This is a genomic window from Methylocella sp. CPCC 101449, assembly GCF_031921685.1.
GTDB lineage: Bacteria > Pseudomonadota > Alphaproteobacteria > Rhizobiales > Beijerinckiaceae > Terripilifer.
Genome location: NZ_JAPDHU010000001.1, coordinates 147,890 through 173,373, shown reverse-complemented (window position 1 = coordinate 173,373; position 25,484 = coordinate 147,890). Strand labels below are relative to the sequence as shown.

Sequence of the window (25,484 nt, the reverse complement as noted above, 5' to 3'; positions counted from 1 at the left end):
GTGATGACGCAGATCGGTTTTTCGCTCGCGATCTATCTGGCGGCGGCTTTGGCCGAGATCGCTGGCTGTTTCGCCTTCTGGATGTGGTTGCGCCGTGCGGCTTCCGTCATCTGGCTGCTACCCGCCTTGGTGGCGCTCGCCGCCTTTGCTTATCTGCTGACGCGCATTGAAAGCGATACGGCGGGCCGCGCTTATGCCGCCTATGGCGGCGTCTATATTGCCGCCTCCATCGCCTGGATCTGGCTCGTCGAAGGTCAGCGCCCCGATCGCTGGGATATGACCGGCGGCGTCATCTGTCTTGTCGGCGCGTCGATCATTCTGCTCGCGCCGCGCAGTTGAAGGGCATTACAGCCGATTGAAGAGATCCGGCTCGCTCTTGAACACGCTCTCGATCGCCAGCAGCTTGCGCTTGGTGTGAATGCTGCCGAAAGCCGAGAAACCGCCAACCTTGCCGCCCGCCGCCAGCACGCGATGGCATGGCACGATGATCGTCACCGGATTGCGCCCCAGCGCTTGGCCCACCGCCTGGGCCAAGAGAGGATCGCCGCCGATCTGTTTGGCGATGTCGCCATAGGACCGCGTTTCGCCGGGCGGGATGGCGCGCGCGATGTCGTAGACGGCGCGATTGAGCTCCGGCACGCCGGTGAGATCGAGGCGGATCGTCGAAAGATCGACTTTCTCGCCGCGCAGCAGTTTCTGCACGGCGGCGATGGCCGCCGCGGCCTCCGGCGACGGCTCCTTTTCCTCGATATCGGGAAAGCTTTTGCGGATATGCGTCCGCGCCACCTCTGGGCTTGCCTCCGGCAAACGCAAGGCCGCGATGCCGTTTGGCGTCCAAACGATCAGGCACACGCCAACCGGTGTGTCGAATTGCGCGAAACCTTGATTCTCGGCACTTCCAGGCATGCCCCATGATAGCCTGCAAGGCGCCGTTCTCCAATTGATAGGACGGCAATTGACCTCATCGCCTTCGGCTGTATCTTGCGCCGCAATCCCGCCCAAGCGGGGCAATCCGTTCCGTATTGCGGGAGGTTCTATGAAACTCATCGGCTATTTCAGAAGCGGCGCGTCCTATCGCGTGCGCATCGCGCTCAACCTCAAAGGCATTCAGGTGGAACATGAGTTCCGTCACCTGCGCAAGGGCGAGCAGAAGGCCGAGGACTATCTCAAGATCAATCCGCAGGGCCTCGTGCCGGCGCTGGTGCTCGATGACGGTACCGTGCTCACCCAGTCTCTCGCCATCATGGAATGGCTCGAGGAAACCGTGCCGCAGCCGCCGCTGCTGCCGAAGGACCCAATCGCCCGCGCCAAAGTGCGCGCCTTCGCCGAGGCCATCGCCTGCGACGTTCATCCGGTGCAGAATTTGGGGCCGCTCAATAAACTTGCCGCCTTCGGTGTCGAACAGGCGGAAGTGACGCGCTGGGCCAAGGAAGTGAACTATGAGGGCTTGAAGGCCTGCGAGGCGCTGATCGCCAAGGAGAAGGGACCGTTCTGCTTCGGCGATCAGCCGACGATGGCGGACATCTGCCTCGTGCCGCAGCTCGTCAACGCGCGTCGCTTCGGTGCCGACATTTCCGCCTTCAAGCGCATCCTTGAAGCCGAGGCCGCCAGCCTGAAACATCCGGCCTTCGCCGCCGCCGTGCCGGAAAAGCAGCCCGACGCGGAATAGTTATTTCAGCATCTGCCGCGCGCGCTCCAAATCGTGCGGCGTGTCGACGCCGAGCGGCACCGTATCTACGATCATCGCGTCGATACGCATGCCGGCTTCCAGCGCCCGCAATTGCTCCAGCCGCTCGCGCTGTTCCAGCGGCGAGGGCGGCAGGCCGACGAAACGACCGAGCGCCCGGCGGCGATAGGCATAGAGCCCGATGTGATGGAACAGCGGGCCCTCGCCCCAGGGGGCGGTGGCGCGGCTGAAATACAGCGCCCGTTGGCGCCTGGGGCCGATCGCCGTGCCGATCAGCTTCACCACGTTGGAATCGGTGCGTTCTTCCTCGCGGCGGATTTCGGCCGCCAAGGTCGAGATATCCACCGCTGAATCGGCGAGCGGTTCCAGGGCGGCACGGATCAGTGCGGGCTCGATCGTCGGCAGGTCGCCCTGCACATTGACGATGATGTCGTGGCGCCCGTCCGGATCGCCGGCATTGATCGCCTCGAAAATCCGGTCCGACCCGGACGGGTGGTCAGGATTGGTCAAAACCGCCTTTCCGCCGGCTGATTCGACCGCCGAGACGATTTCCGGGGCGTCGGCGGCCACGATAACCGGCCCCACCTCGGCCTCCATGGCCCGCCGCCAGACCTGAACGATCATCGGCACGCCGCCAATATCGGCCAAAGGCTTGCCGGGCAGGCGGGTGGAAGACATGCGGGCGGGAATGAGAACGACGGGGGAGGGCATCGGCTGTCGCGCTTTTCTTGAGCTTGGCCGCGAGTCGGGCGGCAAAAAGTAGCAAGGAAGTGCGCTTATACGAGTTGCCAAACCGACGGCAAAGCGGCTATCCAGCGCAGCAACCGCGCCGGTTCCCCGGCGGCGGACCTTATTCAATTGCGACCCTGGCGGAGCCTTCAGCCCATGGATTCCTTCGAGCTCAACAAGATCGCCGGTGCTGTCCTGGGCACTTTGCTGTTCCTGATGGGTTTGGGCATCGTTTCCAACGCCATTTATCACGCTCCGGCGCCCAAGACGGCAGGTTACGACCTGCCGGCCGATGAACCGGCCGCCCCCGCCGGTGGTGCCCCGGCCGCGGCCCAGCTGCCGGCGATCGCCGACCTCCTGGCCAAGGCCGATCCGGTCAAGGGCGAACAAGTGGCCAAGGCCCAGTGCGGCGTCTGCCACTCCTTCGAGAAGGGCGGTCCGGTGAAGCAGGGGCCGAGCCTCTATGGCATCGTCCATCGTCCGATGGCCGCCGCGCCGGGCTTCGCCTATTCCAACGCCATTCTCGACAAGGCCAAGGCTGAGGGGAAATGGTCCTTCGAGGATCTGAACCACTTCATCTTCAATCCGCGCGGCTTCGCCAATGGCACGAAGATGACCTTCGGCGGCCTGAAGAGCGACACGCAGCGCGCCGACCTGATCGACTATCTGCACACGCTCACCGACAGCCCGGTTGATCTGCCGAAGCCGGGTGAGAAGTAAGCGTTTCAAGCAAGAGCATCAGCTCTTTCATCAAACTGTTCTGAAAAGGCCGGCCTTTGTCCGGCCTTTTTCTTTGATGGCGGCTTTGCGGCGAGAGAAAGCTAGCCCTGCCTCGAAAAACCGACATAATCGGCGCGAATCATCGCTTCTCCCCGCGTTTCTCACAGGGTTGAATCTGCATGAAATTGACGCGCCGTAGAACGCTTGAATTGGGCGCCGCTTCTCTCGCCGCCGCCACCGTGCCGGCAACCTTCACAGGCAAGGCTTTTGCCGCCGACGGCTGGACCGAGACCCACGGTCTGTCGTCCTTTGGCGAACTCGCGCAGCCGGCGGACTTTCCCTATTTTTCCTACGTCAATCCGAAAGCCCCGAAAGGCGGCATTCTGCGCCTGCAAATTCGCAGCGCCAGCGGCAACCAGAATTTCGAGACCTTCGACACGCTGAACATCTTTGTCCTGCGTGGTGCGGGCGCCGCCGGCATGGATGGCACGTTCGATACGCTCATGTCTGGCACGGCGGACGAGCCGAGCACGCTCTATGGCCTCGTCGCCCAGCGCGTGCGCATCGCCGATGACAAGCTCACCTATAAATTCCTGCTGCGGCCGGAAGCGCGTTTCCACGATGGTTCGCGGCTGACGGCGAAAGACGTCGCCTTCTCCTTCAATATCCTGAAAGAGAAAGGCCATCCGCTTTATCGCACGCTCTTGCGCGAGTTCGTCGGCGCCACCGCCGAGGACGATGCGACGGTGGTGGTGAAATTCACGCCGCAGCGCAGTCGCGATCTGCATCTGCTCATCGGCGGCCTGCCGATCTTTTCCGAGGCCTGGTGGAAGGGCCGCGACTTCGAGGGTACGACCCTGGAAGCGCCGCTTGGGTCCGGCGCCTATAAAGTGGCGCGTTTCGAACAGGGCCGCTTCATCGAATTCGATCGGGTGAAGGATTATTGGGGCGCCAATCTGCCGGTGAACATCGGCACCAATAATTTCGATCGCATCCGCTACGAATATTATCGCGAGCGCCAGATCGGTTTCGAAGGCTTCAAGACCGGCGAGACCAATTACAACGAGGAATTCACAGCGCGCTTCTGGGCCACGGCCTATGATTTTCCCGCCGTAAAGGACGGGCGCATCAAGCGCATCGAACTGCCGAGCGGCGCACCCGTGGGCACGCAGGGCTGGTACTTCAACACGCGCCGCCCGAAGTTCGCCGATCCGCGTATCCGCGAAGCCATCGGCCTCGCCTTCGATTTCGAATGGACCAACCGCACCATCATGTACGAGGCCTATACGCGGCTGACCTCCTTCTTCGAAAACTCCGACATGAAAGCCACCGGCAAGCCGGGGCCGGAAGAGTTGAAATTGCTGGAACCGTTCCGCGGCTCCGTGCCCGAGGAAGTCTTCGGCGAGCCGTGGGTGCCGCCGAAGTCCGATGGCTCGGGCTCCGATCGCGCTCTGCTGCGCCAGGCCAATGATTTGCTGCTGGCCGCCGGCTGCAAGCGCGACGGCAGCCGTTTGCGATTGCCGAACGGCGAGCCGCTCGAGTTCGAGTTTCTCGACTCGTCCGGCGCCCTGAAGCCGCACACCGAGCCCTTCCAAGCCAATCTGCGTCGCCTTGGCATTGAGACCAGTTTCCGTCAGGTCGATGCAGCGCAATACAAGCGCCGGCTCGATGATTTCGATTTCGATGTGATGATCATCGCGCTCGGCGGCTCGTTCACGCCGGGCGACGGGCTCTACAATGTCTATTCGTCCAAGGCCGCGCAGACGCCGGGCTCGCGCAACATGGCCGGCATTTCGAGCCCTGCCATCGACGCCATGGTCGATCGTATCGCGCGCGCCCACTCGCGCGACGAGCTGAACATCGCCGCGCGCGCGCTCGATCGATTGCTGCGCGCCGGCCGTTACTGGATTCCGCAGTGGTACAAGGAAAACTCGCTCATCGCCCATTGGGATGTCTTCGGCCGACCGGAGAACACGCCCAAATACGGCACCGGCGCGCCGGGCCTGTGGTGGTGGGATGATGAAAAAGCCAAGAAGATCGGGGTGACGGGTTGATGGCGCGACGTTCAGAACGCAGCAGCGGTTAAGGAGCCTCCATGCTGGCTTACATCGCTCGCCGTCTTCTTCTGATGATCCCGACCCTGTTCGGCATCCTGCTTATTTCCTTCGTCATCGTGCAATTCGCGCCCGGCGGTCCCGTCGAGCGCATCATGGCGCAGTTGCAGGGGCTCGATTCGGGAGCCACCGGCCGTTTCAGCGGTGGTGGCGGTGATATGGCGTCGCAAATGCAGGCCTCCGACACGGGCTATCGTGGCGCCCAGGGGCTCGATGCCAAATTGATCGAGGACCTCAATCGGCAGTTTGGCTTCGACAAGCCGGCCTATGAGCGCTTCTTCAAAATGGTGAAGGACTTCATGCTGTTCGATTTCGGCAGGAGTTTCTTCCGCGATACGCCGGTGCTGCAACTGATCAAGGAAAAGCTGCCGGTCTCCATGTCGCTTGGCATCTGGATGACGCTGCTCTCCTATGCCATCTCCATTCCGCTCGGCATCCGCAAGGCGGTTCGCGACGGCAGTCGGTTCGATATCTGGACATCGGCGGTGGTGATCGTCGGCTACGCCATTCCGAGCTTTCTCTTCGCCGTTCTCCTGGTCGTGCTCTTTGCCGGCGGCTCGTTCTGGCAAATCTTCCCGCTGCGCGGACTGACGTCGGAAAATTTCGATCAGCTTTCGATGCTGGGCAAGGTCGCCGATTATTTCTGGCATCTGGTGCTGCCTGTCACCGCGATGGCCATCGGCGCTTTCGCCACATCGACCTTTCTCACCAAGAACTCGTTCCTGGATGAGATCCGCAAGCAATATGTGCAGACGGCGCGCATGAAAGGCTTGAGCGAGAACCAAGTGCTCTACGGCCATGTGTTCCGCAACGCCATGCTGATCGTTATCGCCGGTTTTCCGGCCGCCTTCGTCAGCGCCTTCTTCACCGGCTCGCTGCTGATCGAAAATATCTTCACCCTTGATGGCTTGGGGCTTCTGTCCTTCGAGTCGATCGTGAACCGCGACTATCCGGTGGTCTTTGCCAATCTGTTCATCTTCTCGCTGCTCGGCCTCGTGGTGAATCTTATCTCGGATTTGATCTACACATGGATCGATCCGCGTATCGATTTCGAAACGCGGCAGGTCTGAGATGAACCAGGCCTCGCCAGCTCTCGCCACTCTACCGCGCCAGACCGAGACAGCCGGCACGCGTCGCTGGTCGCTGACGCCGATCAATCGGCGCCGCCTCGACAATTTCCGCGCCAATCGTCGCGGCTATTGGTCATTCTGGATTTTCCTCGTTCTGTTCGTCCTGTCGCTCTTTGCCGAATTCATCGCTAATGACCGGCCGATCCTCGCCTCCTACAAGGGTGAGCTGCTGACGCCGGTCTTCGTCGATTATCCGGAAGAGAAGTTCGGCGGCTTCCTGGCGCAGACCGACTATCGCGACCCGGCAATCGCCGATGAGATCAACAAGAACGGCTGGATGATCTGGCCGCCGGTGCGTTTCTCCTACAACACCCGCAATCTCGATCTGCCGCAAGGCACGCCGGACAAGAAACTCGGCGCCCCGGCCGCGCCCACCTGGCTGCTCAGCGATGAGGATTGCCGCACGGTTCGCAATGGCGCCGAGCGCGGCATCAAGGGCTGTCGCGATCTCGAATGGAATTGGTTCGGCACGGACGATCAGGGCCGCGATGTGCTGTCGCGATTGATTTACGGCTTCCGCATTTCGGTTCTGTTCGGCCTGGCGCTGGCAGTCGTGTCGTCGGTGATCGGCATCGCGGCGGGCGCGGTGCAGGGCTATTTCGGCGGCTGGGTCGATCTGATCTTCCAGCGCTTCATCGAAATCTGGTCATCCCTGCCGCATCTCTATCTCCTGATCATCGTCTCGTCGTTCATCGTGCCGAGCTTCTGGATTCTGTTGGGCATTCTCCTGCTGTTTTCCTGGGTGTCGCTCGTCCACGTCGTGCGCGCGGAATTCCTGCGCGCCCGCAATTTCGAGTATGTCAATGCGGCGCGGGCGCTGGGGCTGTCCAACGTCAAGATCATGTATCGGCACGTTCTGCCCAATGCCATGGTGGCGACGCTGACCTTCCTGCCGTTCGTGCTCAACTCGTCCATCACTACGCTTACCTCTCTTGACTTCCTCGGCTTCGGCCTGCCGCCCGGTTCGCCGTCGCTGGGTGAAGTGCTGTTGCAGGGCAAGTCGCATTTGCAGGCGCCCTGGCTCGGCCTCACCGGCTTTGCCGTGATCGCGCTGATGCTGTCGCTGTTGATCTTCATCGGCGAAGCGGTGCGTGATGCCTTCGATCCGAGAAAGACTTTCGCATGAGGCCCGCGCGATGAACGCTCCAGCACCCTTGCTTGACGTCCGCGGCCTCCGCGTCGACTTTCACCAGGGCGGCAATGTGATGCATGCCGTCGACGGCGTGTCGTTCACCTTGGCCGAAGGCAAGACGCTCGCCATTGTCGGTGAATCCGGTTCCGGCAAATCGGTCACCGCCATGTCGATCGTGCGCCTGCTTGGCGCCACGTCGGCGACCTTTCCCGGCGGCGAGATTCTATTCCGTGGCAAGGATCTCTTGAAAGCCGACGAAGACCAGCTCCGGAAAATCCGTGGTGCTGAAATCACCATGGTGTTTCAGGAGCCGATGACCTCGCTCAATCCACTGCATACGATCGAGATGCAGATCAGCGAGATCCTGCAAATGCACGGCGCGCGCGGCAAGGAGAAAATCCGCGCCCGCATCGTCGAACTCTTGACCGAGGTCGGCATTCCCGAGCCGGCTTCGCGGCTCGGCGCCTATCCGCACCAATTGTCCGGCGGCCAGCGTCAGCGCGTGATGATCGCCATGGCGTTGGCCAACCGTCCGTCCCTGCTCATCGCCGACGAGCCGACGACGGCGCTCGATGTCACCGTGCAGGCGCAGATACTCAAATTGCTAAAGGAGCTGCAAACCCGCCACGGCATGGCGATGCTGTTTATCACCCATGATCTCGGCATCGTTCGCCGGATTGCCGACGATGTCTGTGTCATGCAGAAGGGCAAGGTGGTCGAGAGCGGTTCCGTCACTGATGTTTTCGAGCGGCCGCAGCACGCCTATACCAAGATGCTACTGGCCGCCGAGCCGAAAGGCGCGCCGCCAGCGCGCTCGACCGATGCGCCGGTGGTGGTCAAGGGCGATGACATCAAGGTGTGGTTTCCGATCAAGCAGGGTTTCCTGCGCCGTACTGTCGGCCATGTTAAGGCGGTGGATGGCATTTCGCTGGAAGTGCGCGAGGGCCAGACGCTCGGCGTCGTCGGCGAATCCGGCTCCGGCAAGACGACGCTGGGGCTCGCCCTGCTGCGTCTCATCCGCTCAGAAGGCCCGATCGTTTTCTTGGGGCAGCGCATCGATGGTCTGGGCAATGCCGAAATGCGGCCGTTGCGGCGGAACATGCAGGTGGTCTTCCAAGATCCCTATGGCTCGCTGTCGCCGCGCATGTCTGTTGGCGATATCGTCGCCGAGGGCCTGACCATCCAGCATCCGCAGATGAAAGCGGCTCAGCGGCGTGCCATCGTTGCCCGGGCGCTTGCCGATACAGGCCTCGATCCTGTGACCATGGACCGCTATCCGCATGAATTCTCCGGCGGTCAGCGCCAGCGCATTGCCATTGCCCGCGCCATGGCACTGGAACCGCAATTCGTCGTGCTCGACGAGCCGACTTCCGCGCTTGACATGTCCGTGCAGGCGCAGATCGTTGAACTGCTGCGCGAGCTGCAATCGCGCCGCAAGCTCGCCTATATGTTCATCAGCCATGACTTGAAGGTGGTGCGGGCGCTGGCTTCCGACATCATCGTCATGCGCCATGGCAAGGTAGTGGAGCAGGGGCCGGCGGCGGATGTGTTCGCTGCGCCGCAGAGCGACTATACGCGCACGCTCTTCGCTGCCGCTTTTCTTCACACGACAGGCGCCGCCGCGTCGTCTTGAGGCCCGTGTTTCCGAGGCTCTTATGGCCCGTGCCTTCATTCTCGTGCTCGATTCCTTCGGTTGCGGTGGCGCGGCCGATGCGGCGGCGTTCGGCGACGCTGGCGCCGATACGCTGGGGCATATCGCGCGCGCCTGCGCCGAAGGTCGCGCGGACTTGAAGGGATTGCGGCAAGGGCCTTTGCGCCTGCCGATGATGAATGCGCTGGGTCTCGGCCATATCGCGCAAGCGTCGACCGGCCAGTGTCCGCCGGGGCTCGATGTGGCTCTGCGCCCGGAAGGTGCCTGGGGCTATGGCGTCGAAACCTCCAAGGGCAAGGATACGCCCTCGGGCCATTGGGAGATCGCCGGCGCGCCGGCCGCCTTCGCCTTCGGCTATTTCCCGCCGACCGATCCGGCCTTTCCGCCTGAGCTCGTCGCCGACATCGTCAAGCGCGGCAAGCTGCCCGGCATTCTCGGCGACACCCATGCCTCGGGCATCGCCATCATCGACGAATTAGGCGAGGAGCATCAGCGCAGCGGCAAGCCGATCCTCTACACGTCGGTCGATTCCGTGTTGCAGATCGCAGCGCATGAAGAAACGTTTGGGCGTGAGCGGCTTTACGATCTCTGCGTACTGGTGCGCGAACTGGTCGATCCGCTGCACATTGCCCGCGTCATCGCGCGCCCCTTCGTCGGTACGCCTGGCCACTTCCATCGCACGCCTTATCGGCGCGATTATTCCATTCAACCGCCGCATGGCAATATTCTCGATCGTGCGGCAGAGGCCGAGCGCGGGATCGTCTCCATCGGCAAGATCGGCGACATCTTCGCCCATCGCAACAGCGGCGAGATGATCAAGGGCGCTGACGACCAGGCGCTTCTCGATGCGACGCTGACGACAATCAACACTTTGCCCGACGGCGGGCTGGTCTTCGCCAATTACGTCGATCTCGACACGGATTTCGGCCATCGCCGCAATGTCGCCGGCTATGCGCACGGGCTTGAGATTTTCGACCGCCGGCTCGGCGAGATCAGCGGGCGCCTGCGTCCCGGCGATCTCTGCATCGTCACGGCCGATCACGGCAATGATCCGACTTGGCCGGGCACAGACCATACGCGCGAGCACGTGCCGATCCTGGCCTTCGGCCCGGATATCGCACCGCGCCCGATCGGCCGCCGCGAAACCTTTGCCGACATCGGCGCGAGCGTTGCCCGGCATCTCGGTTTGACGCCGACCGCCAGCGGCATCTCCTGGCTATAAAAAAGGAGGGCCGATGAGGGCCCTCCTGACGAATGCTGCCTCACGGGAAGCTTAGTTCGACGGATCCTTCGCGTTCGGGATGGTGGTGAATTCCACATTGTAGAGTTCACCGTCGGCCTGGCGTTCGACCTTGCGCATATAGACGTTCTGCACGATCTCGCGGGTTTGCGGGTCAATCGAGATCGGGCCGCGCGGGCTCTCAAACGAAAGGCCCTTGGCGGCTTCGACCAATTGCGCGCCGGCACCTTTGCCTTCGGTCTTGGCGAGTGCGCGGTAGAGCACGTCCATGCCATCCCAACCGCCGACGGCCATGAAGTTTGGCCGCATGCCCGGATTGGCCTTCTTGAAGGCTTCGACGAACGTCTTGTTGATGCCTGAGTCATGCGCGGCCGAATAGTGATAACCGCTGATCGCGCCGAGCGCTGCATCGCCCATCTGGTTCAAGATATCGTCGTCGGTGACGCCACCTTCGACGATCATCCGGATGCCTTTCTTGTCGAGACCGCGCTCTGAGAACTGCTTCATGAACACGGCGCCAGCGCCCGACGGCATGAAGGCATAGACGGCGTCGGCGCCTTCATCCGCCACCCGTTGCAGGAACGGCGAAAAGTCGGGGTTCATCAGCGGGACGCGCAGCGCCGAGAGCACCTTGCCGCCGCTTTGCTCAAAACTCGCCTTGAAGGCGTTCTCCGCATCGACGCCCGGACCATAGTCGGTGACGATGGTCATCGGTCGCTTGACGCCTTCCTTCGCTGCCCAGGCGGCGATCGGCGTGGTCACTTGCGGCGTCGTATAGCTGGTGCGCAGAACCAGCGGCGAGGACTTGATGATCGCCGACGTGGCCGCGGCCATCACGACCAGCGGCACCTGCGCCTTGCTGGCGATCGGCGCCACGGCGAAAGCGATCGGCGTCAGGCCCATGCCGACGAGCGCACTCACTTTGTCGTTGACGATCATCTCCTGGGCGATGCGCTTGGCGCCATCGGCCGAGCCCGCGTCGTCCTTGAGGATCACTTCGATCTTGCGGCCGGCGACCGTGCTGCCCTTCTGGGCGATATAGAGCTTGATCGCTGCATCGATCTGGCGGCCGGTGGAGGCAAACGGGCCGCTCATCGGTAGAATGACGCCGATCTTGAACGGCTCTTGCGCTTGCGCCGGCACGAAGCTGAACAGAGCCATGCCGATGCCCGCACCCACCACGGTGCGTCTTGTCTTCGAACCCATATACCCTCTCCTCTACTATGGACTGCTACGAAAACGGATTGTGTTATTTGCCCCGCTTTCCCTTCGGGGCTTGCTCGTCGCGTTCGAGCTCGCGCGCATTGACGGCGGGTAGATTCTCGCGGATGCGCCCGAGAAGACGCGCGAGCAGCAATACCTCCTCCTGGGAAAGCCCATCCAGCAGACGCTTCTGTCGTTCGAGCGCGACAGAGACCACGCGATCGTGCAGGGCATAGCCCTTCTTGGTCAGCGTCAGCGATGTCTTGCGGGCGTCGTCCTTATCCTGTGTCGCGCTGATCAAGCCTTGCGATTCCATCTCCTTGACGGCGCGGCTGACGATGCCCTTGTCGACGGAGGTGAGAAAGCCCGCCCGCTGCGCCGATACACCAGGCTCGACCGCGACCATGGAAATGATCCGCCATTCGTTCACGCCGATGCCGAACCGCTTCAGATAGATTCTGGAGGAGCCGCGCGACCATCGGTTCGCGATCACCGTGAGGTGATGCGGAACGTAGATATTGAGGTCGAGCGCAGTCGTTCCCATTTCACGCGCCTCCCCGAGAGGGAAAGCCTCGTGCTGATCGTCCTTTGCGGTCGCGGCCTTGGCCATCTCAGGCGGCCGCGACCGTATCCGAAGTTTCTTCTTCGTGCAGCGATTTGAGCAGGCGCTTGGTTAGATTGCTGCCGGCGTCCGAAGCGATATTGACGAACTTGCCGTTCGGCGTCTCGTTGATGCGCTTCTGCTGGGCTTCCAGAACGACCTGGTCTTCCTTGAAGGTGAAGGCGGTCTGTTCAAACACGACCTCCGGCACGCCACGATCAAGGCCGACATTGGTGGCGATCGACCAGAAATAATGGGTTGTGGTGTCCGTTTCCGGCGTAATGCCGTGGAAGCCCATCATCGAGAAACCATGCTCGCGTTTGCCTTCGTAAGCGCCGGTCCCGGCGTCGCAGGCACCCGTGTGAATGCGAATGACCATCGGCTCGAATTCGATTTCCTGCCAGCGATCGATCGGGCCCTTGAAGCCGGCCGCATCGACATAGGTTGGCGGCGCAACGGAGTTCGGCATGTGACGCGTCACGGTGACCTTGTTATCGATCCGCTTGGCTTCCGTCTTAGTGCGGAAATGCATGTTGGCATTGCCGCCGATGGTGCGCGCATGGACATAGCCAAGATGCGAGAGATCCATCAGATTCTCGACCAGCAGCTCCCAATTGCCGTTCACGTCGAAATGCGCGCTCTTCCAGCCCCATTTCGGGTCGACGTGATAGGGATGTGCGGGAATTTTCGCTTCATCGGCCTTTGCCGGGTCGCCCATCCAGATCCACATCACCGCATCGCGCTCGACGAGCGGATAGGAGCGGATGATGGCGCCTGAAGGCACGCGATCCTGGCCCGGCACTTTGGTGCAGGCGCCGGAGGCATCGAATTCGAGGCCGTGATAGCAGCAGCGCAGGATGTCGTTGTCGACATGGCCTTCGCTCAACGGCATGGCGCGATGGCAGCAGCGATCCTCAAGGGCGCCGACCTTTCCGGATGCGCCGCGAAACAGGACGATGGATTCGTTCAGAAACTTGCGGCCGATATGCTGGCCGGGCTGCAGATCGTTCGAAAAGCCGGCGACATACCAAACATTGCGCAGAAACATCGGCGCTCTCCCTCAGTGCTTGGCAAATTTGTAATTCAAATTAGTTGCTATAGCAACAGAAAAGGTTGCTATAGCAACTAATGGTCAAGCGTAAGCTTTCTGGGCGTCCAGGCGTGGGGGAGAGGCAGGGCTCGGAGCTATGACTTCACGTCACAAATGCTATTCCCGACCGTCGACTGGCCGTTGCCCGTTGAGGGCATATCTCGCAATCGCATCGTCATTCGCGATTTAAGGGGTTGTCATGGACTATCGGGCGTTGGGTCGGTCGGGATTGAAAGTCCCGGTCCTGAGTTTTGGGGCAGGCACGTTCGGAGGGACGGGACCGCTCTTCAGCGCCTGGGGTACGACCGATGCGGCGGAAGCCCGCCGCCTGATCGACATCTGCCTGGAGGCCGGCGTCAATCTCTTCGATACGGCCGATGTCTATTCCAACGGCGCCTCCGAGGAGATTCTCGGCGCGGCAATCAAGGGCCGCCGCGATGCGGTTCTGCTGTCCACCAAGACCAGCCTGCCGATGGGCGAGGGTGCCAATGAGGCGGGCTCCTCGCGCTACCGCCTGATCCGCGCTGTCGATGATGCGCTGCGCCGGCTCGGCACCGACTATATCGATCTTCTGCAATTGCATGCCTTCGACGCGGGGACGCCGGTGGAAGAAGTGCTCTCCACGCTCGATGCCTTGGTGCGCTCAGGCAAATTGCGTTACGTCGGCGTGTCCAATTTCTCCGGCTGGCAGGTGATGAAATCGCTCGCAATAGCCGATCGCTATGGCTGGCCGCGCTATGTCGCCCACCAGGTTTATTACTCGCTCGTCGGGCGCGATTACGAATGGGATCTGATGCCGCTCGGGGCCGATCAAGGGCTTGGCGCCTTGGTCTGGAGCCCGCTCGGCTGGGGCCGGCTCACCGGCAAGATCAGGCGCGGCACGCCGCTACCGGAAGGCAGCCGTTTGCACGACACAGCCGATTTCGGGCCGCCCATCGCCGACGACTATCTGTTTCGCGTCGTCGATGCCTTGGACGAGATCGCTCGGGAGACGGGCAAGACCGTGCCGCAGATCGCGTTGAACTGGCTGCTGCAACGTCCGACCGTCTCTTCGGTCATCATCGGCGCCCGCAATGAGCCGCAGTTGCGGCAAAACCTCGGCGCCGTCGGTTGGAACCTCACCGCCGAACAGGTGCAGAAGCTGGATAAGGCCAGTGCTGTCACCGCGCCCTATCCGCATTTTCCCTATCGCCGGCAGGAGGGCTTTGCGCGCCTTAATCCGCCGATGACGTAGACGGAGCAAAATCGCGTTTCTAACGAACCGCGATTTGCTCTTAATATCCAACCGCGCCCGCGCCGCGCTGGCGCGTATCGCTGGCGCCCATCAACACCCCGTCGGCCCGGTAGATCGTCTGGGCCGAGCCGAAGACCGAACCGATGCGCACATTGTGTCCCTTGGCTTCGAGCAGTTTGATCGTATCGATGGAGAGGCCGCGTTCGACGCGCAGTTCGTCCGGCTGCCATTGATGATGTACGCGCACGGCTTCCGTCGCTTCCGCCGCATTCATGCGATGGTCGATGAGGTTCATGATGATCTGCAAGACGATGGTGATGATGCGCGAGCCTCCGGGCGAGCCGGTGACGATTTCCAACTGACCATCCTTGAACACGAAGGTCGGCGTCATTGATGACAGTGGCCGTTTGTTGGGCGCCGGCGCATTCGCGGCACCGCCGAGCAGCCCATACGCATTCATCGCGCCGGCCTTGGCGGCAAAATCGTCGAGTTCGTTGTTCAGCAGTACGCCTGTGCCTTCAGCGACGAGCCCGAGGCCGTAGGAGAAGTTGAGCGTATAGGTGTTGGAAACCGCATTGCCGTCCTTGTCGACGACGGAATAATGGGTGGTCTGATCGCTCTCATAAGGGAGCGGGTCGGCGGCCTTGATCTCGATCGAGGGCTTCGCCTTATCAGGCGAGATCTGGTCGCGTATCTTCTTGGCATAGGCCTTGGACACGAGGCCCTTCACCGGCATTTTGACGAAATCGGGATCGCCCATGAATTGTGTGCGGTCGGCGTACACATGCTTCATGGCTTCGGCCATGAGATGCAGCGTTTGCGCCGAGTTGTGACCGTAGTCGCCGATCGGCCAGCCTTCGAGAATGTTCAGAAGTTCGATCAGATGCACACCGCCTGAGGAGGGCGGCGGCATCGAGACGATCTCGCGGCCGCGATAGGTGCCGCGCACCGGTTCGCGTTCGACGACGCGATAGGATTTCAGATCGTCGAGCGTCATGCGCCCGCCATGGCCCTGAACGCTGGCGACCAACTTCCGTGCCGTCTCGCCCTGATAGAAGCCGGCTTCGCCGCGCCGCGCGATGCGCTCCAGCGTGCGCGCCAGGTCGCTCTGCACCAGCCGATCGCCACGGCCAAGCGCCGTGCCGTTGGGATGCAGGAAGATGGCGCGGCTCGACGGATAGCGGTTGAGCCGGCGAACGGCCTGCGGCAGGGAATCCGCCAGATCGTCGTCGACGACGAGGCCCTGGCGCGCCAGCGCGATGGCCGGCGCGATCAGTTGCGCCAGCGTCAGCTTGCCGGAGCCATATTTGCGATGCGCCAGCGCCAGGCCGGCAACGGTGCCGGGAACACCGACACCGAGCCCGGAGGATTGCGATCGCTCCGGCACGAATTCGCCGCTCTTGTCGAGAAACACGTCGGTTGGCGTGTCCGCCGGCGCGGTCTCGCGATAGTCGATGGCGATCGTCTTCTTCTCTTTGGCGAGATAGACCATCATGAAACCACCGCCGCCGAGATTGCCGGCGCGGGGCAAGGTCACGGCCAATGCAAAGCCGACAGCCACGGCCGCATCGACCGCATTGCCGCCACGCCGCATTACCTCGACGCCGATGCGCGAGGCTTTCACCTCCTGGCTCGCCACCATGCCATGGGTGGAGAGAGCCGGCAGAATGCGGGCATCATTGGCGATGATCGGCGGTGGCGCAGGGGCGGCCGCCGGATCAGCAGGCTTCGGATCGAGGGTTCTGACTTGCGCTGGCGCTTGCGTCGTCGCGATCAGGAGCGCCGCGACAAACACCCAACCCGTCGTTCTTTTCATGCCTTCAATTGCCCCAACGGTTACGCCACATGGATTCGCCGACCAGGCAATTGACGCGCGGTTCGCGGGCCTGCGCCGCAATGATGGCGCCGTTCTTGAACAGCGGTTGGGGCAGGATTGAGGCGATTTCCATTACCAGCTTGGTGCGCGTCGCTTCGATGAAATTGGCCCGGTCCTTGATCGGAATGGAAAAGGCGCCGGGGCCGCCGATCACGCAATCCTCATAATATTCATCAAGATTGGCGATATCGTTGAAATAGCCATAGTTGGACGGGCGGATCAATAACGGTAGACCGTTGATCACGATGCCCTGCTGGAGGGCGTCGTCCCGCGCCTGGGTCACCGGCCGGCCGTTGTTGTTGGTGCCATCGCCCGAGACGTCGATCACCTGCCGCTCGCCGTTATAACCGTTGTTGGCGAATTGCTGGGCGGCGAAATCGATGGCACCGGAAATCGAGGTGCGTTGCGCCCGCCGATAGGGCGCTTCCGTCAGCTTGTCGGCGAAGGCCTGCGCCGCCCCTGCGCTGTCGATCATCGTCCACGGCACGAGCACGTCCTGGTCGAGGGCCGAGGCCCATTGCACATAGATGACCGCGATGCGCTGGTGGGTGCCCGACTTCAGAGCGTTGAGGAATTGCGGCGAGGTCAGTGCCTGCACATAGCCGTCACGCTGGATGCGCTGTTCCTCCGGATCCATCGAATAGGAAACATCGACAGCAAGGACGAGTTCGACATCGACGGCGGTGGCGCCGTCTTTCGCCTGGGCCGGCAGCCCGAGGAAGACAGTGCCGGCAAGAACCAGCGCTGACAGTTTGGTGGCTGCTATCCGGGCAAAGCCCCGACTCACTCGCGTCGTCATGCGATCGCCTCCAGTTGCCACAGTTTGACAGGTCTGCCGCCTGGGGCAAGGCAACAATCATTCCTATTTGCATTCCTAATTGGCGATTGTGGTATTTCGCTGTATTCGGATGGTGCTCCCAAGTCGATTGCCACGAGTCGCTTCGCGGCGGGCATCCGAGCCTGCGAGCACCATTTTCCGACTATTTGCACTTTGGGGGCGGGGCGTGGACGGCAAGCTAGAGGCGGCAGCCGATCGGATTAGGGACATCGGCGGGTCGGAGCCGCTGACGATGGCAATATTGCTCGACCGTGGCATGGAAGGCCTGCTCGAAGGCATTCAGGATGCCGTGACGCTCCATTTCCGCGATTTGCCCGGCTTTCCTGCTGCCGCGGATGATGCCAGCAACGACGGCACGTTGACGATCGGCACGCTGGAAGGCGCGCGCATTGCCTGCTTGTCCGGTTATGGCACCTATGCCGATACGGGCGATCTCAACGCCATGGCCTTTCCCTTCGAAACCCTCACCTTGCTTGGCTGCACGGTCCTGATCATGGCCAATGGCGTGACGTCGGTGAAGGCGGATTTCCTGACCGGGCATCTCGTCAATATCGTCGATCACATCAATCTCAGCGGGCTCAATCCGCTGATCGGCGCTGCCAGCGCCGGAGGCTATATGTCGCTGGCCGAGGCCTATGACGGGCGCCTGCAGCGGCGCCTACGGCGCGCCACCGTGAGCGCGGGCGTGACGTTTCAGGATGCGGTGCAAATGTGGTTTCCAGGCCCCGTATTCGCCACGCCGGCGGAAGCCCGCGTCGCCCGCAGCCTCGGCGCGGACGTGATCGGCCATTCGTTCATTCCCGAATTGATCGTGGCGCGTCGCATCGGCCTGCGCGTTCTGGCGCTTGGCGCCGTGGCCGGCTTCAGCGCCGGGTTTCAGAACGGCAACCCCACCCATGCCAGTTTTCGCGCCGGCTGTTTGCAAGGCGTGATTTCCATGCGCCGTCTGTGGCGGGCCTTCCTGCGCGTCAAGGAAGCTTGAGCCGCCGCACGGCGGTGATTTCGCCGCCGCCGCTGGCGCGGATGCGGGCGACGGCGCCGCCCAAGGGCTCTTCGATCACTTGCATGTGATGACCATTGGCGTGCAACAGGTGCCCTTGATCGCTGACGAAGCCGACATGCCCTTTCCAGCAGATGACATCGCCGCGCTGGCAATCGGCACCGTCTGCCTGGGTCGTGGCCGCCGTGCCGAGATCGCGGGCAATCATGTCGCTGTCGCGCGGGCAGGAAAAGCCGCAGGCCTGCAGGGAAACCTGCACAAGACCTGAGCAATCGATGCCGTCAGATGTTTTGCCGCCCCACAGATAGGGCGCCTGTAGAAAGCGGCGGGCGACGGCGATGAAATCCGTTTCCGTGTCGGTCAGCGTCGCGACATGATCGCGCCAGATATAGCCCAAGCCTGCCACCTCGACGAACTTCTCCGTCCCACGCGCAACGGCGATGCGGGCCTGCATGGGCAATGCCATCACGATCGGCCGTTTGATGTCGGCCATGGGATAAACCAGCGTGCGCGGCACGCTGACCCGGTGGGTGGCTTGAACGGGAGAGAGCAGAGCCGTGGCTGGCAGATAGCCGACATAGTGGTCGGCTTTGAGTTGCACCCAGGCCCAGCCCTGGCTTTCGTCGTAGACCGTGACCTCTTCGCCGAAGAGCGCTTGCGTGTCCAAGGCTGTCTCGGATGAAGGCGATGCCCGTAATGCTTCGGCTTCGACACCGACACGCATCGGCCGTCCCTGCGTATAACGGGCGCTGCTGATGCGATCACGCAGGCTCTGTGCCGCAAGATCGGCGCGCGCCGGCGTCGTGCGTCGATCGAATCCCGCGGGCAAGGTCCAACGCGCGTCACTCATCGCAGAGCCTGCATTTTGCGGATGACGAGATCGCCGATCGATTCCACATAAAGCGCACCCTTGACGGTGCGCTGTACGATGACGTTGCGCCCATCGGCCGGATCACGGCGGCGACTGACAAGCCCGATCTTGCCGAGACTGTCGAGTGCGCGCGTGATTACCGGTTTGGTCACATCGAGCTTGGCGGCGAGGCCGCGCACCGTATGCGGCGGCGGCTCGAGATAGACGGTCAGCAGCACGGTCAATTGACGCAACGTGAAGTCAGGCGCGCCGTCCGGCCGGCATTCGAGCGCGAAGCCGAGCGAAACGTCGTGCAGAAGCTGCAACGATTGAGAAGCTTTCAAGGCAGATGACATCACCAATAACCGTTTCGGCTCCGGATCATATCAGACCGGAGCGAAAGCAAGTCAAGACCGAAGCAGTCCCTGGGTGAGGGGTGCTGCGCCGGTCAGTTTTTTCGGCGCGGATTGCCGTAGCGTGCCTTGAGCAAGGCGAACAGCATACGTGCCGTCTGCGGCTCGCCACCTTCCGGCCGGCCAGGCTTGGTCGAAGGTGTCCAGCCATAAATATCGAAATGCGCCCAGGAGATGCCGGTTTCGATGAAGCGGCGCAGATAAAGCGCGGCGGTGATGGAACCGGCGAATGGGCCGCTCGACACATTGTTGAGCGAGGCGATCTTGCTGTCGAGCATCGTATCGTAAGCGTCCCACAGCGGCAGACGCCACACCGGATCTTGTTCCGCGAAAGCCGTCGTGGTGATCGCGTCGGCCAGCGCGTCATCATTGCAGTAGAACGGCGGCAGATCGGGGCCGAGCGCCACTCGGGCGGCGCCCGTCAACGTGGCGAAGTCGAACAGCACTTGCGGTTTTTCCTCGCAGGCGAGCGCCAGTGCATCGCACAGGATCAAACGCCCTTCGGCATCCGTATTGCCGATCTCGACCGTCAGTCCCTTGCGGCTCTTGTAGACGTCACCCGGGCGGAAGGCATTGCCGGAGATGGAATTCTCGACGATCGGCAGCAGCACACGCAGGCGCACGTCGAGCTTGGCGCCCATGATCATCTCCCCGAGCGCCAGCGCCGTGGCCGCGCCCGCCATGTCCTTCTTCATCAAGAGCATGGCGCTCGACGGTTTGATGTCGAGGCCGCCGGTATCGAAGCAAACGCCTTTGCCGACGAGCGTGATTTTCGGCGCGCGGGCCGGTCCCCAAGTGATGTCGACCAGACGCGGTGGATCATCGGAGGCGCGACCGACCGCATGGATCAGCGGAAAATTCTGCCGTAGCAAGGCGTCACCCTTGATGACCCGCACTTTCGCCTTGTGGCGGGTAGCAACCTGCCGTGCCGCCGCCTCGAGCGCGCTCGGCCCCATGTCGTTGGTCGGCGTATTGATCAGATCGCGGGCTGCGTGGATCGCCGCTACCGTGCGGGCAAGGCCTGAGGCGTCCGACTGGGCCGGCGGCACCAGCCGCGCGAAGGGCTGGCCGTTTTTACCGTAGCGGCCGAAACGATAGGACGAAAGACCCCAGGACAAGGCTGCCTGTTCGCTGCTCTGCGCCGTGGCTCCGGGCGCATTGGCAAAATGATAGTCGCCGGGCGGCAGCAGGCTCGCCAGGCGACCGGGCGCCAGTCCGTCGCGGCCCGGCTTGTCGAAGGCTTCGACGCCAAACAGCACGCAGCCGATCGCACCCGAGGGGCCGGGGCAGACCAGATGACGGCCTGGCGTCGGCGAGAAACCGCTGGCGGCGGCAAAGGCGACCGCCTCCTTGGGCAAATCTCCTTGCAGGCCTTTCCAGGTCTCGGTCGTCACGAACCAGACGGGAATCGATTTCGGCGAGGCGGCAGCAAACAGAGTGGGCATTCTTGATTCCCATGCGGTGGAGAGGTCTGGGACGTTAACACCTCATTAGGGTTAACGCTTTATTGATGCCTCTTTGACGGCCCGAAGCAACCCCAGATGGCGAGTTTGGTATGAATGTTCCCGTCCAAACCGCGGTTATGATCCGCGCCTTGAAACAGACCGTCAGCGCCCAAGTCTCGGCCCATGTCCTGACGATCGCGACGGTGCTGGCGGCCGGAACCCTGTTGGCCGGTTGCCAGAAAATATCAGACGTCACCGGATCGATCACCCGCAGCAGCGAACCGACACCCAACGATCCCATGGCCATGCGCCGTTATGCGGAAGATCTCGGGCGCCGTTACGATGCTGCGCCCAACGACAAGGGCACGGCGCTGCGCTATGCCCGCGCGCTTCGTGCCACGGGCCAGGCGGAACAAGCCACCGCCGTTCTGCAGCGGGCGGCCGCCGCCATGCCCAACGACCTGGATGTCCTGGGCGCCTACGGCAAATCCCTGTCCGATGTCGGGCGTCTGCAGGAAGCCGCCAGCATCCTCGAAAAGGCGCATACGCCGGAGCGGCCGAACTGGTCGATCTATTCGGCGCAGGGCTCTGTCGCCGATAAGCTCGGCGAGCATCAGGCCGCGCAGAACTATTATCGGGCTGCCTTGCAGATCGCGCCGGAAGAGCCCTCGGTCATGTCCAATCTCGGCTTGTCCTATGCGCTTACCCGCCAGCTCCCGTTGGCCGAGGATACGCTGCGGCGGGCGTCGGCCAACCCGCGCGCCGACGGCCGCGTGCGCCAGAATCTCGCGCTCATCCTGGCCCTGCAGGGCAAGTTCACCGAAGCCGAAGAGGTCGAGCGGCAGGTGCTGTCACCGCAGGAAGCTGCGACCAATATTGCGCAGATCCGCCAGATGATCGCCCAGTCCAATACCTGGCGCGATATTCAAAACTATGATCGCAAGCCCCAGGGCAAGCCCACGGTGCGTTCGCGCCAGCCGCAGCGTTCCCCTGTCAGCCCCGATCCGCAGCTTTCAGCGCTCGACCTGCCGTCGCGTTGACGGCGGCGAAGCCGCAAGCGCGATCATCTCGGGCTATACCGAAACGTGATTTGCTTCAGGTTCGGCTTATTGGATCGCCATGATCTGAATGATCGCCGGCGTCATGATGACGGCGAACAGAACCGGCAGAAAGAACAGGATCATCGGCACGGTCAGTTTCGGCGGCAGGGCGGCGGCTTTCTTTTCCGCTTCCGTCATGCGGCTCTCACGGCTTTCCTGTGAGACGACCCGCAGGGCTTGTCCGAGCGGCGTGCCATACTTTTCCGATTGAATGAGCACGGTGACGATCTGCTGGATCGATTCAAGGCCGGTGCGCTTGCCGAGATTGTCAAAAGCGACACGCCTGTCTTGCAGATAGGAAAGTTCCGCGGTCGCCAGAGTGAATTCCTCGGCCAGCGGCACGCTCTGCACACCGATTTCCTGCGATACGCGCCGAAAGGCTTGTTCGATCGACGATCCTGATTCGACGCAGATCAGCAGCAAATCGAGCGCGTCGGGGAACGCGCGGCGCATCGACTGCTGGCGCTTCTGAATCGTGTTCCTGATGTAAAGTTCGGGTCCCTTGATGCCGATATAGGCCATGGCAAGGGCTGCGCCGAGCTTGATGATCGGCGGCGCTTCCCAATTGATGATCAAGAACACGTAGATCAGCGTGAGAAAGAAGGTCAGGAGCGGCGCGACGAGACGGAAGAACAGGAAGGCGGTTTCCGCTTGCGGGCCGCGAAAGCCTGCCATGGCCATCTGCTCTTTGGCGCTGTCGGTGCCCAGCCATTTCGACAGATTGAACTGGTCGACAATCTGCTTCATGTAGGCCTTCGGCTGCTGCCGAAGAGTGACCTTTTGGCTGTTCTTCATGCGCTCGCGCTCGCGCGCGCGAATGCGCTCGCGTTCGGTACCGACGGCTTTCATGCGGCGATTGAGCGTATCGGTTTCAAGTAGCGGCAAGCCGATCGTGATGACGGCAGCGGCGCAGGCGACCGCGATCACCAAGGTCAACAAGACCTGCGGATCATTGAGTCTCTCCACGATGGTGCCGATCATCCTCGCCGCACCTACATATCGAAGTTGATCATTTTGCGCATCGACAGCACGCCGACGAGCATCCAAAGCGCACAAACACCCATGACGATGCGCCCAGTGGGATTGGTCCACAGCAGAGAGATGTAACCAGGCGCGGTCGCATAAACGAGGCCGCCGACGGCGAAGGGCAAAGAGGCGATAATGCTGGCGGACGCCTTGGCTTCGGCGGAAACGGCCTTGATCTTCGCTTTCATCTTTTTCCGATCGCGCAAGACGCGGGACAGATTTCCGAGCGCTTCAGAAAGATTACCGCCTGACTTTTGCTGAATGCCGATCACAAGCGCGAAGAAATTGGCTTCGGGCACAGGCACGCGCACGGCAAGTTTCTCAATCGCTTCACCGAGGGGCATGCCGACGCTTTGCGTTTCGACAATATAGCGGAATTCGCCGCGCACCGGCTCGGCGGCTTCCGATGCGATCACGCGCAGACAATCGGCAAGCGGCAAGCCTGCCTTGACGCCGCGAATGATGACATCGATGGCATTGGGAAATTCGTCGATGAATTTGTTGATGCGCCGCTTGCGCTTGTAGTTGATAAACCAGTTTGGCAAGCCGAGCCCGCCGATGATCAGGCAGGCGAGGCCATAGAAGGGATTGCCCGTCAGAAGGAACGACCCGGCGCCAAAGATGATGCCAATGATGGCCGAGATCATGTAGAATTTGCTTTTTGACCAATCCAAGCCGGCCTGGGCGATGCGGTCTTCCAGTGCCGCCTTTTTGCGGGTGGACTTTTCTTCCAGTTCCTTAAGGCTTTCGGCGATTTTTTGCCGCCGAGCCGCGATATCCGTGTTGCGCTCGTTACTCGCTTGGCCACCACGACCCTTGGTCGTCAAACTGCGCTGGCGCCGCTCGGCTTTGATGCTGCCGGACAGATAGGGATAGACCAGTGCGTAGAAGACACAGCCGGCGGCCAACAGCACCAGGCCCGGAACTATGAGCGTTGTCTGATCCATCACGCGGTGGCCTCGCCGGTATCGGATGCGTCGAGGGCGGCGGCGAGGCGTTGTTCTTCGCCGAAATAGCGGGCGCGATCCCAGAAGCGCGGTCGGCCGATGCCGGTCGAGCGATGCCGTCCCAGGAGACGTCCGGCGGCATCCTCGCCGACGATGTCGTAGACAAAGAGGTCCTGGGTGATGATCACTTCGCCTTCCATGCCGAGCACTTCGGTGATGTGGGTGATGCGGCGTGAACCGTCGCGCAGGCGGGCTGCCTGGATGATCACGTCGACCGAAGACACGATCATGTCGCGGATCGTCCGCGCCGGCAGGGAAAAGCCGCCCATGGTGATCATCGATTCGAGACGTCCGAGCGCTTCGCGCGGAGAGTTAGCGTGCAACGTGCCCATCGAGCCATCGTGACCGGTGTTCATCGCCTGCAACAGGTCGAAGGCTTCGGGTCCGCGGACTTCGCCGACGATGATGCGTTCAGGGCGCATACGCAGACAGTTGCGCACCAGATCGCGCATATGAACGGCGCCATTGCCTTCGAGATTGGGCGGGCGGGTTTCCAGCCGCACCACATGGGGCTGCTGCAGTTGCAGTTCCGCCGCGTCCTCGCAGGTGACCACGCGCTCGTCGGCATCGATGTAATTGGTCAGGCAGTTGAGAAGCGTCGTCTTGCCGGAGCCCGTACCGCCGGAGATCAGCACGTTGCAGCGGACGCGGCCGATGATCTTGAGGATTTCGGCGCCTTCCGGCGAGATCGAGCCGTAGCGCGTGAGCTGGTCGAGGGTGAGTTTGTCCTTGCGGAATTTGCGGATCGTCAGGGCCGGGCCGTCCAGGGCCAGAGGCGGAGCGATGACGTTGACGCGGGAGCCGTCAGGCAGACGAGCGTCGCAGATGGGCGAGGCTTCATCGACACGCCGGCCCACCTGGCTGACGATACGCTGGCAGATATTCATTAATTGCGCATTGTCGCGGAAGCGAATGCTGGTGAGCTGAATCTTGCCGCCCACTTCGATATAGGTGCTGGTGGCTCCGTTCACCATGATGTCGGCGATGTCGTCGCGGCCGAGCAGCGGCTCAAGGGGGCCATAGCCAAGAACGTCGTTACAAATGTCGTCGAGCAGATCTTCCTGCTCGGAAATCGACATGACGATGTTCTTGATGGAGATGATCTCGTTGACGATGTCGCGAATTTCTTCGCGCGCGCTCTCGGCATCGAGTTTGGAAAGCTGCGACAGATCGATGGCTTCGATCAGTGCGCCGAAGATCATGCTTTTGGTAAGATAATACTCCTCCGACCGGCGAACCTCGGTCTGCACCGGCGCGGTTTCGACGCTCGGCATGGCGGCGGGCATGGGCGTGCGCGAGGGGCGCGGCGCTGCCGCCGCGGGCTTGGCCTCGGGGATCGCGCGCACCGGCGCTGCCGTTCCAGTGGATGATCGCTTGCCGAACATCGTTTACGCCTTG

At 62.1% G+C, this 25,484-nt stretch carries 24 protein-coding genes; 11 read left to right on the top strand and 13 right to left on the bottom strand.

Annotated elements, in window-relative coordinates:
* The first annotated feature begins 3 nt into the window (after positions 1-3).
* The gene (locus OIM99_RS00800) at positions 4-339 is read left to right on the top strand and encodes a YnfA family protein (RefSeq protein WP_311848385.1); all 336 of its coding nucleotides are present in this window, start codon (positions 4-6) and stop codon (positions 337-339) included.
* Positions 340-345: 6 nt separating this feature from the next.
* Here OIM99_RS00800 and OIM99_RS00795 read toward each other — a convergent pair whose 3' ends face one another.
* A complete protein-coding gene (locus OIM99_RS00795; RefSeq protein ID WP_311848384.1) occupies positions 346-906 on the bottom strand; it encodes a methylated-DNA--[protein]-cysteine S-methyltransferase in 561 nt (186 codons plus the stop codon).
* 130 nt (positions 907-1,036) lie between these two features.
* Here OIM99_RS00795 and maiA point away from each other — a divergent pair, with 130 nt between their 5' ends.
* On the top strand, positions 1,037-1,669 hold the full coding sequence (gene maiA / locus OIM99_RS00790; protein WP_311848383.1) for a maleylacetoacetate isomerase: 633 nt from the start codon (positions 1,037-1,039) through the stop codon (positions 1,667-1,669).
* Here maiA and OIM99_RS00785 read toward each other — a convergent pair whose 3' ends face one another.
* Positions 1,670-2,398, bottom strand: a complete 729-nt coding sequence (locus OIM99_RS00785; RefSeq protein ID WP_311848382.1) for a 3-deoxy-manno-octulosonate cytidylyltransferase — start codon at positions 2,396-2,398, stop codon at positions 1,670-1,672. It abuts the gene before it with no gap.
* A gap of 174 nt (positions 2,399-2,572) precedes the next feature.
* Between OIM99_RS00785 and OIM99_RS00780 the strand changes: the two genes are divergently transcribed.
* The 6 genes from OIM99_RS00780 to OIM99_RS00755 all read left to right on the top strand — a co-directional run bounded on the left by OIM99_RS00780 (position 2,573) and on the right by OIM99_RS00755 (position 10,385).
* Positions 2,573-3,136 (top strand): cytochrome c family protein, encoded by a 564-nt coding sequence (locus tag OIM99_RS00780; protein ID WP_311848381.1) that lies wholly within the window; start codon positions 2,573-2,575, stop codon positions 3,134-3,136.
* A gap of 179 nt (positions 3,137-3,315) precedes the next feature.
* Positions 3,316-5,190: an extracellular solute-binding protein gene (locus tag OIM99_RS00775; RefSeq protein WP_311848380.1), complete on the top strand. Its 1,875-nt coding sequence runs from the start codon at positions 3,316-3,318 to the stop codon at positions 5,188-5,190.
* A gap of 41 nt (positions 5,191-5,231) precedes the next feature.
* The gene (locus OIM99_RS00770) at positions 5,232-6,320 is read left to right on the top strand and encodes a microcin C ABC transporter permease YejB (protein ID WP_311848379.1); all 1,089 of its coding nucleotides are present in this window, start codon (positions 5,232-5,234) and stop codon (positions 6,318-6,320) included.
* Position 6,321: 1 nt separating this feature from the next.
* Positions 6,322-7,506 (top strand): ABC transporter permease, encoded by a 1,185-nt coding sequence (locus tag OIM99_RS00765; protein ID WP_311848378.1) that lies wholly within the window; start codon positions 6,322-6,324, stop codon positions 7,504-7,506.
* Between the two features lie 10 nt (positions 7,507-7,516).
* Complete coding sequence (locus OIM99_RS00760; protein ID WP_311848377.1) at positions 7,517-9,145, top strand: ABC transporter ATP-binding protein; 1,629 nt, start codon at positions 7,517-7,519, stop codon at positions 9,143-9,145.
* A 22-nt stretch (positions 9,146-9,167) separates the two neighbouring features.
* Positions 9,168-10,385: a phosphopentomutase gene (locus OIM99_RS00755; protein ID WP_311848376.1), complete on the top strand. Its 1,218-nt coding sequence runs from the start codon at positions 9,168-9,170 to the stop codon at positions 10,383-10,385.
* A 51-nt stretch (positions 10,386-10,436) separates the two neighbouring features.
* On the opposite strand, the gene OIM99_RS00750 is transcribed toward OIM99_RS00755, so the two are convergent.
* Genes OIM99_RS00750 through OIM99_RS00740 form a run of 3 tightly spaced genes read right to left on the bottom strand, consistent with a single transcriptional unit; the run spans position 10,437 to position 13,255 of the window.
* Positions 10,437-11,609 (bottom strand): ABC transporter substrate-binding protein, encoded by a 1,173-nt coding sequence (locus OIM99_RS00750; RefSeq protein ID WP_311848375.1) that lies wholly within the window; start codon positions 11,607-11,609, stop codon positions 10,437-10,439.
* A gap of 43 nt (positions 11,610-11,652) precedes the next feature.
* Complete coding sequence (locus OIM99_RS00745; protein ID WP_311848374.1) at positions 11,653-12,216, bottom strand: MarR family winged helix-turn-helix transcriptional regulator; 564 nt, start codon at positions 12,214-12,216, stop codon at positions 11,653-11,655.
* A 1-nt stretch (position 12,217) separates the two neighbouring features.
* Positions 12,218-13,255 (bottom strand): aromatic ring-hydroxylating dioxygenase subunit alpha, encoded by a 1,038-nt coding sequence (locus OIM99_RS00740; protein ID WP_311848373.1) that lies wholly within the window; start codon positions 13,253-13,255, stop codon positions 12,218-12,220.
* 241 nt (positions 13,256-13,496) lie between these two features.
* Here OIM99_RS00740 and OIM99_RS00735 point away from each other — a divergent pair, with 241 nt between their 5' ends.
* Complete coding sequence (locus OIM99_RS00735; protein WP_311848372.1) at positions 13,497-14,531, top strand: aldo/keto reductase; 1,035 nt, start codon at positions 13,497-13,499, stop codon at positions 14,529-14,531.
* Between the two features lie 40 nt (positions 14,532-14,571).
* Here the strand turns inward: OIM99_RS00735 and ggt are convergent, their stop codons facing one another.
* Both ggt and OIM99_RS00725 read right to left on the bottom strand, forming a co-directional pair.
* The gene (gene ggt / locus OIM99_RS00730) at positions 14,572-16,347 is read right to left on the bottom strand and encodes a gamma-glutamyltransferase (protein WP_311848371.1); all 1,776 of its coding nucleotides are present in this window, start codon (positions 16,345-16,347) and stop codon (positions 14,572-14,574) included.
* Positions 16,348-16,351: 4 nt separating this feature from the next.
* Positions 16,352-17,206 carry a DUF1194 domain-containing protein gene (locus OIM99_RS00725; RefSeq protein ID WP_311848370.1) on the bottom strand — a complete coding sequence of 285 codons (855 nt, stop codon included), beginning with the start codon at positions 17,204-17,206 and terminating at the stop codon, positions 16,352-16,354.
* 271 nt (positions 17,207-17,477) lie between these two features.
* On the opposite strand from OIM99_RS00725, the gene OIM99_RS00720 reads away from it, so the two are divergent.
* The gene (locus OIM99_RS00720; protein ID WP_311848369.1) at positions 17,478-18,227 is read left to right on the top strand and encodes a purine-nucleoside phosphorylase; all 750 of its coding nucleotides are present in this window, start codon (positions 17,478-17,480) and stop codon (positions 18,225-18,227) included.
* Here the strand turns inward: OIM99_RS00720 and OIM99_RS00715 are convergent.
* The 3 genes from OIM99_RS00715 to OIM99_RS00705 all read right to left on the bottom strand — a co-directional run bounded on the left by OIM99_RS00715 (position 18,214) and on the right by OIM99_RS00705 (position 20,953).
* Positions 18,214-19,095, bottom strand: a complete 882-nt coding sequence (locus OIM99_RS00715; protein ID WP_311848368.1) for an NlpC/P60 family protein — start codon at positions 19,093-19,095, stop codon at positions 18,214-18,216. The two genes, OIM99_RS00720 and OIM99_RS00715, sit on opposite strands and share 14 nt — an antisense overlap.
* Positions 19,092-19,451 (bottom strand): MarR family transcriptional regulator, encoded by a 360-nt coding sequence (locus tag OIM99_RS00710; protein ID WP_311848367.1) that lies wholly within the window; start codon positions 19,449-19,451, stop codon positions 19,092-19,094. The genes OIM99_RS00715 and OIM99_RS00710 overlap by 4 nt, the downstream gene beginning before the upstream one ends.
* A gap of 92 nt (positions 19,452-19,543) precedes the next feature.
* Positions 19,544-20,953: a leucyl aminopeptidase family protein gene (locus OIM99_RS00705; RefSeq protein ID WP_311848366.1), complete on the bottom strand. Its 1,410-nt coding sequence runs from the start codon at positions 20,951-20,953 to the stop codon at positions 19,544-19,546.
* Between the two features lie 110 nt (positions 20,954-21,063).
* On the opposite strand from OIM99_RS00705, the gene OIM99_RS00700 reads away from it, so the two are divergent.
* The gene (locus tag OIM99_RS00700; protein WP_311848365.1) at positions 21,064-21,993 is read left to right on the top strand and encodes a tetratricopeptide repeat protein; all 930 of its coding nucleotides are present in this window, start codon (positions 21,064-21,066) and stop codon (positions 21,991-21,993) included.
* A gap of 66 nt (positions 21,994-22,059) precedes the next feature.
* Here OIM99_RS00700 and OIM99_RS00695 read toward each other — a convergent pair whose 3' ends face one another.
* Genes OIM99_RS00695 through OIM99_RS00685 form a run of 3 tightly spaced genes read right to left on the bottom strand, consistent with a single transcriptional unit; the run spans position 22,060 to position 25,471 of the window.
* On the bottom strand, positions 22,060-23,034 hold the full coding sequence (locus OIM99_RS00695) for a type II secretion system F family protein (protein WP_311848363.1): 975 nt from the start codon (positions 23,032-23,034) through the stop codon (positions 22,060-22,062).
* Positions 23,035-23,045: 11 nt separating this feature from the next.
* Complete coding sequence (locus OIM99_RS00690) at positions 23,046-24,026, bottom strand: type II secretion system F family protein (RefSeq protein WP_311848362.1); 981 nt, start codon at positions 24,024-24,026, stop codon at positions 23,046-23,048.
* Positions 24,026-25,471 (bottom strand): CpaF family protein, encoded by a 1,446-nt coding sequence (locus OIM99_RS00685; RefSeq protein ID WP_311848361.1) that lies wholly within the window; start codon positions 25,469-25,471, stop codon positions 24,026-24,028. The genes OIM99_RS00690 and OIM99_RS00685 overlap by 1 nt, the downstream gene beginning before the upstream one ends.
* Between the last annotated feature and the right edge of the window lie 13 nt (positions 25,472-25,484).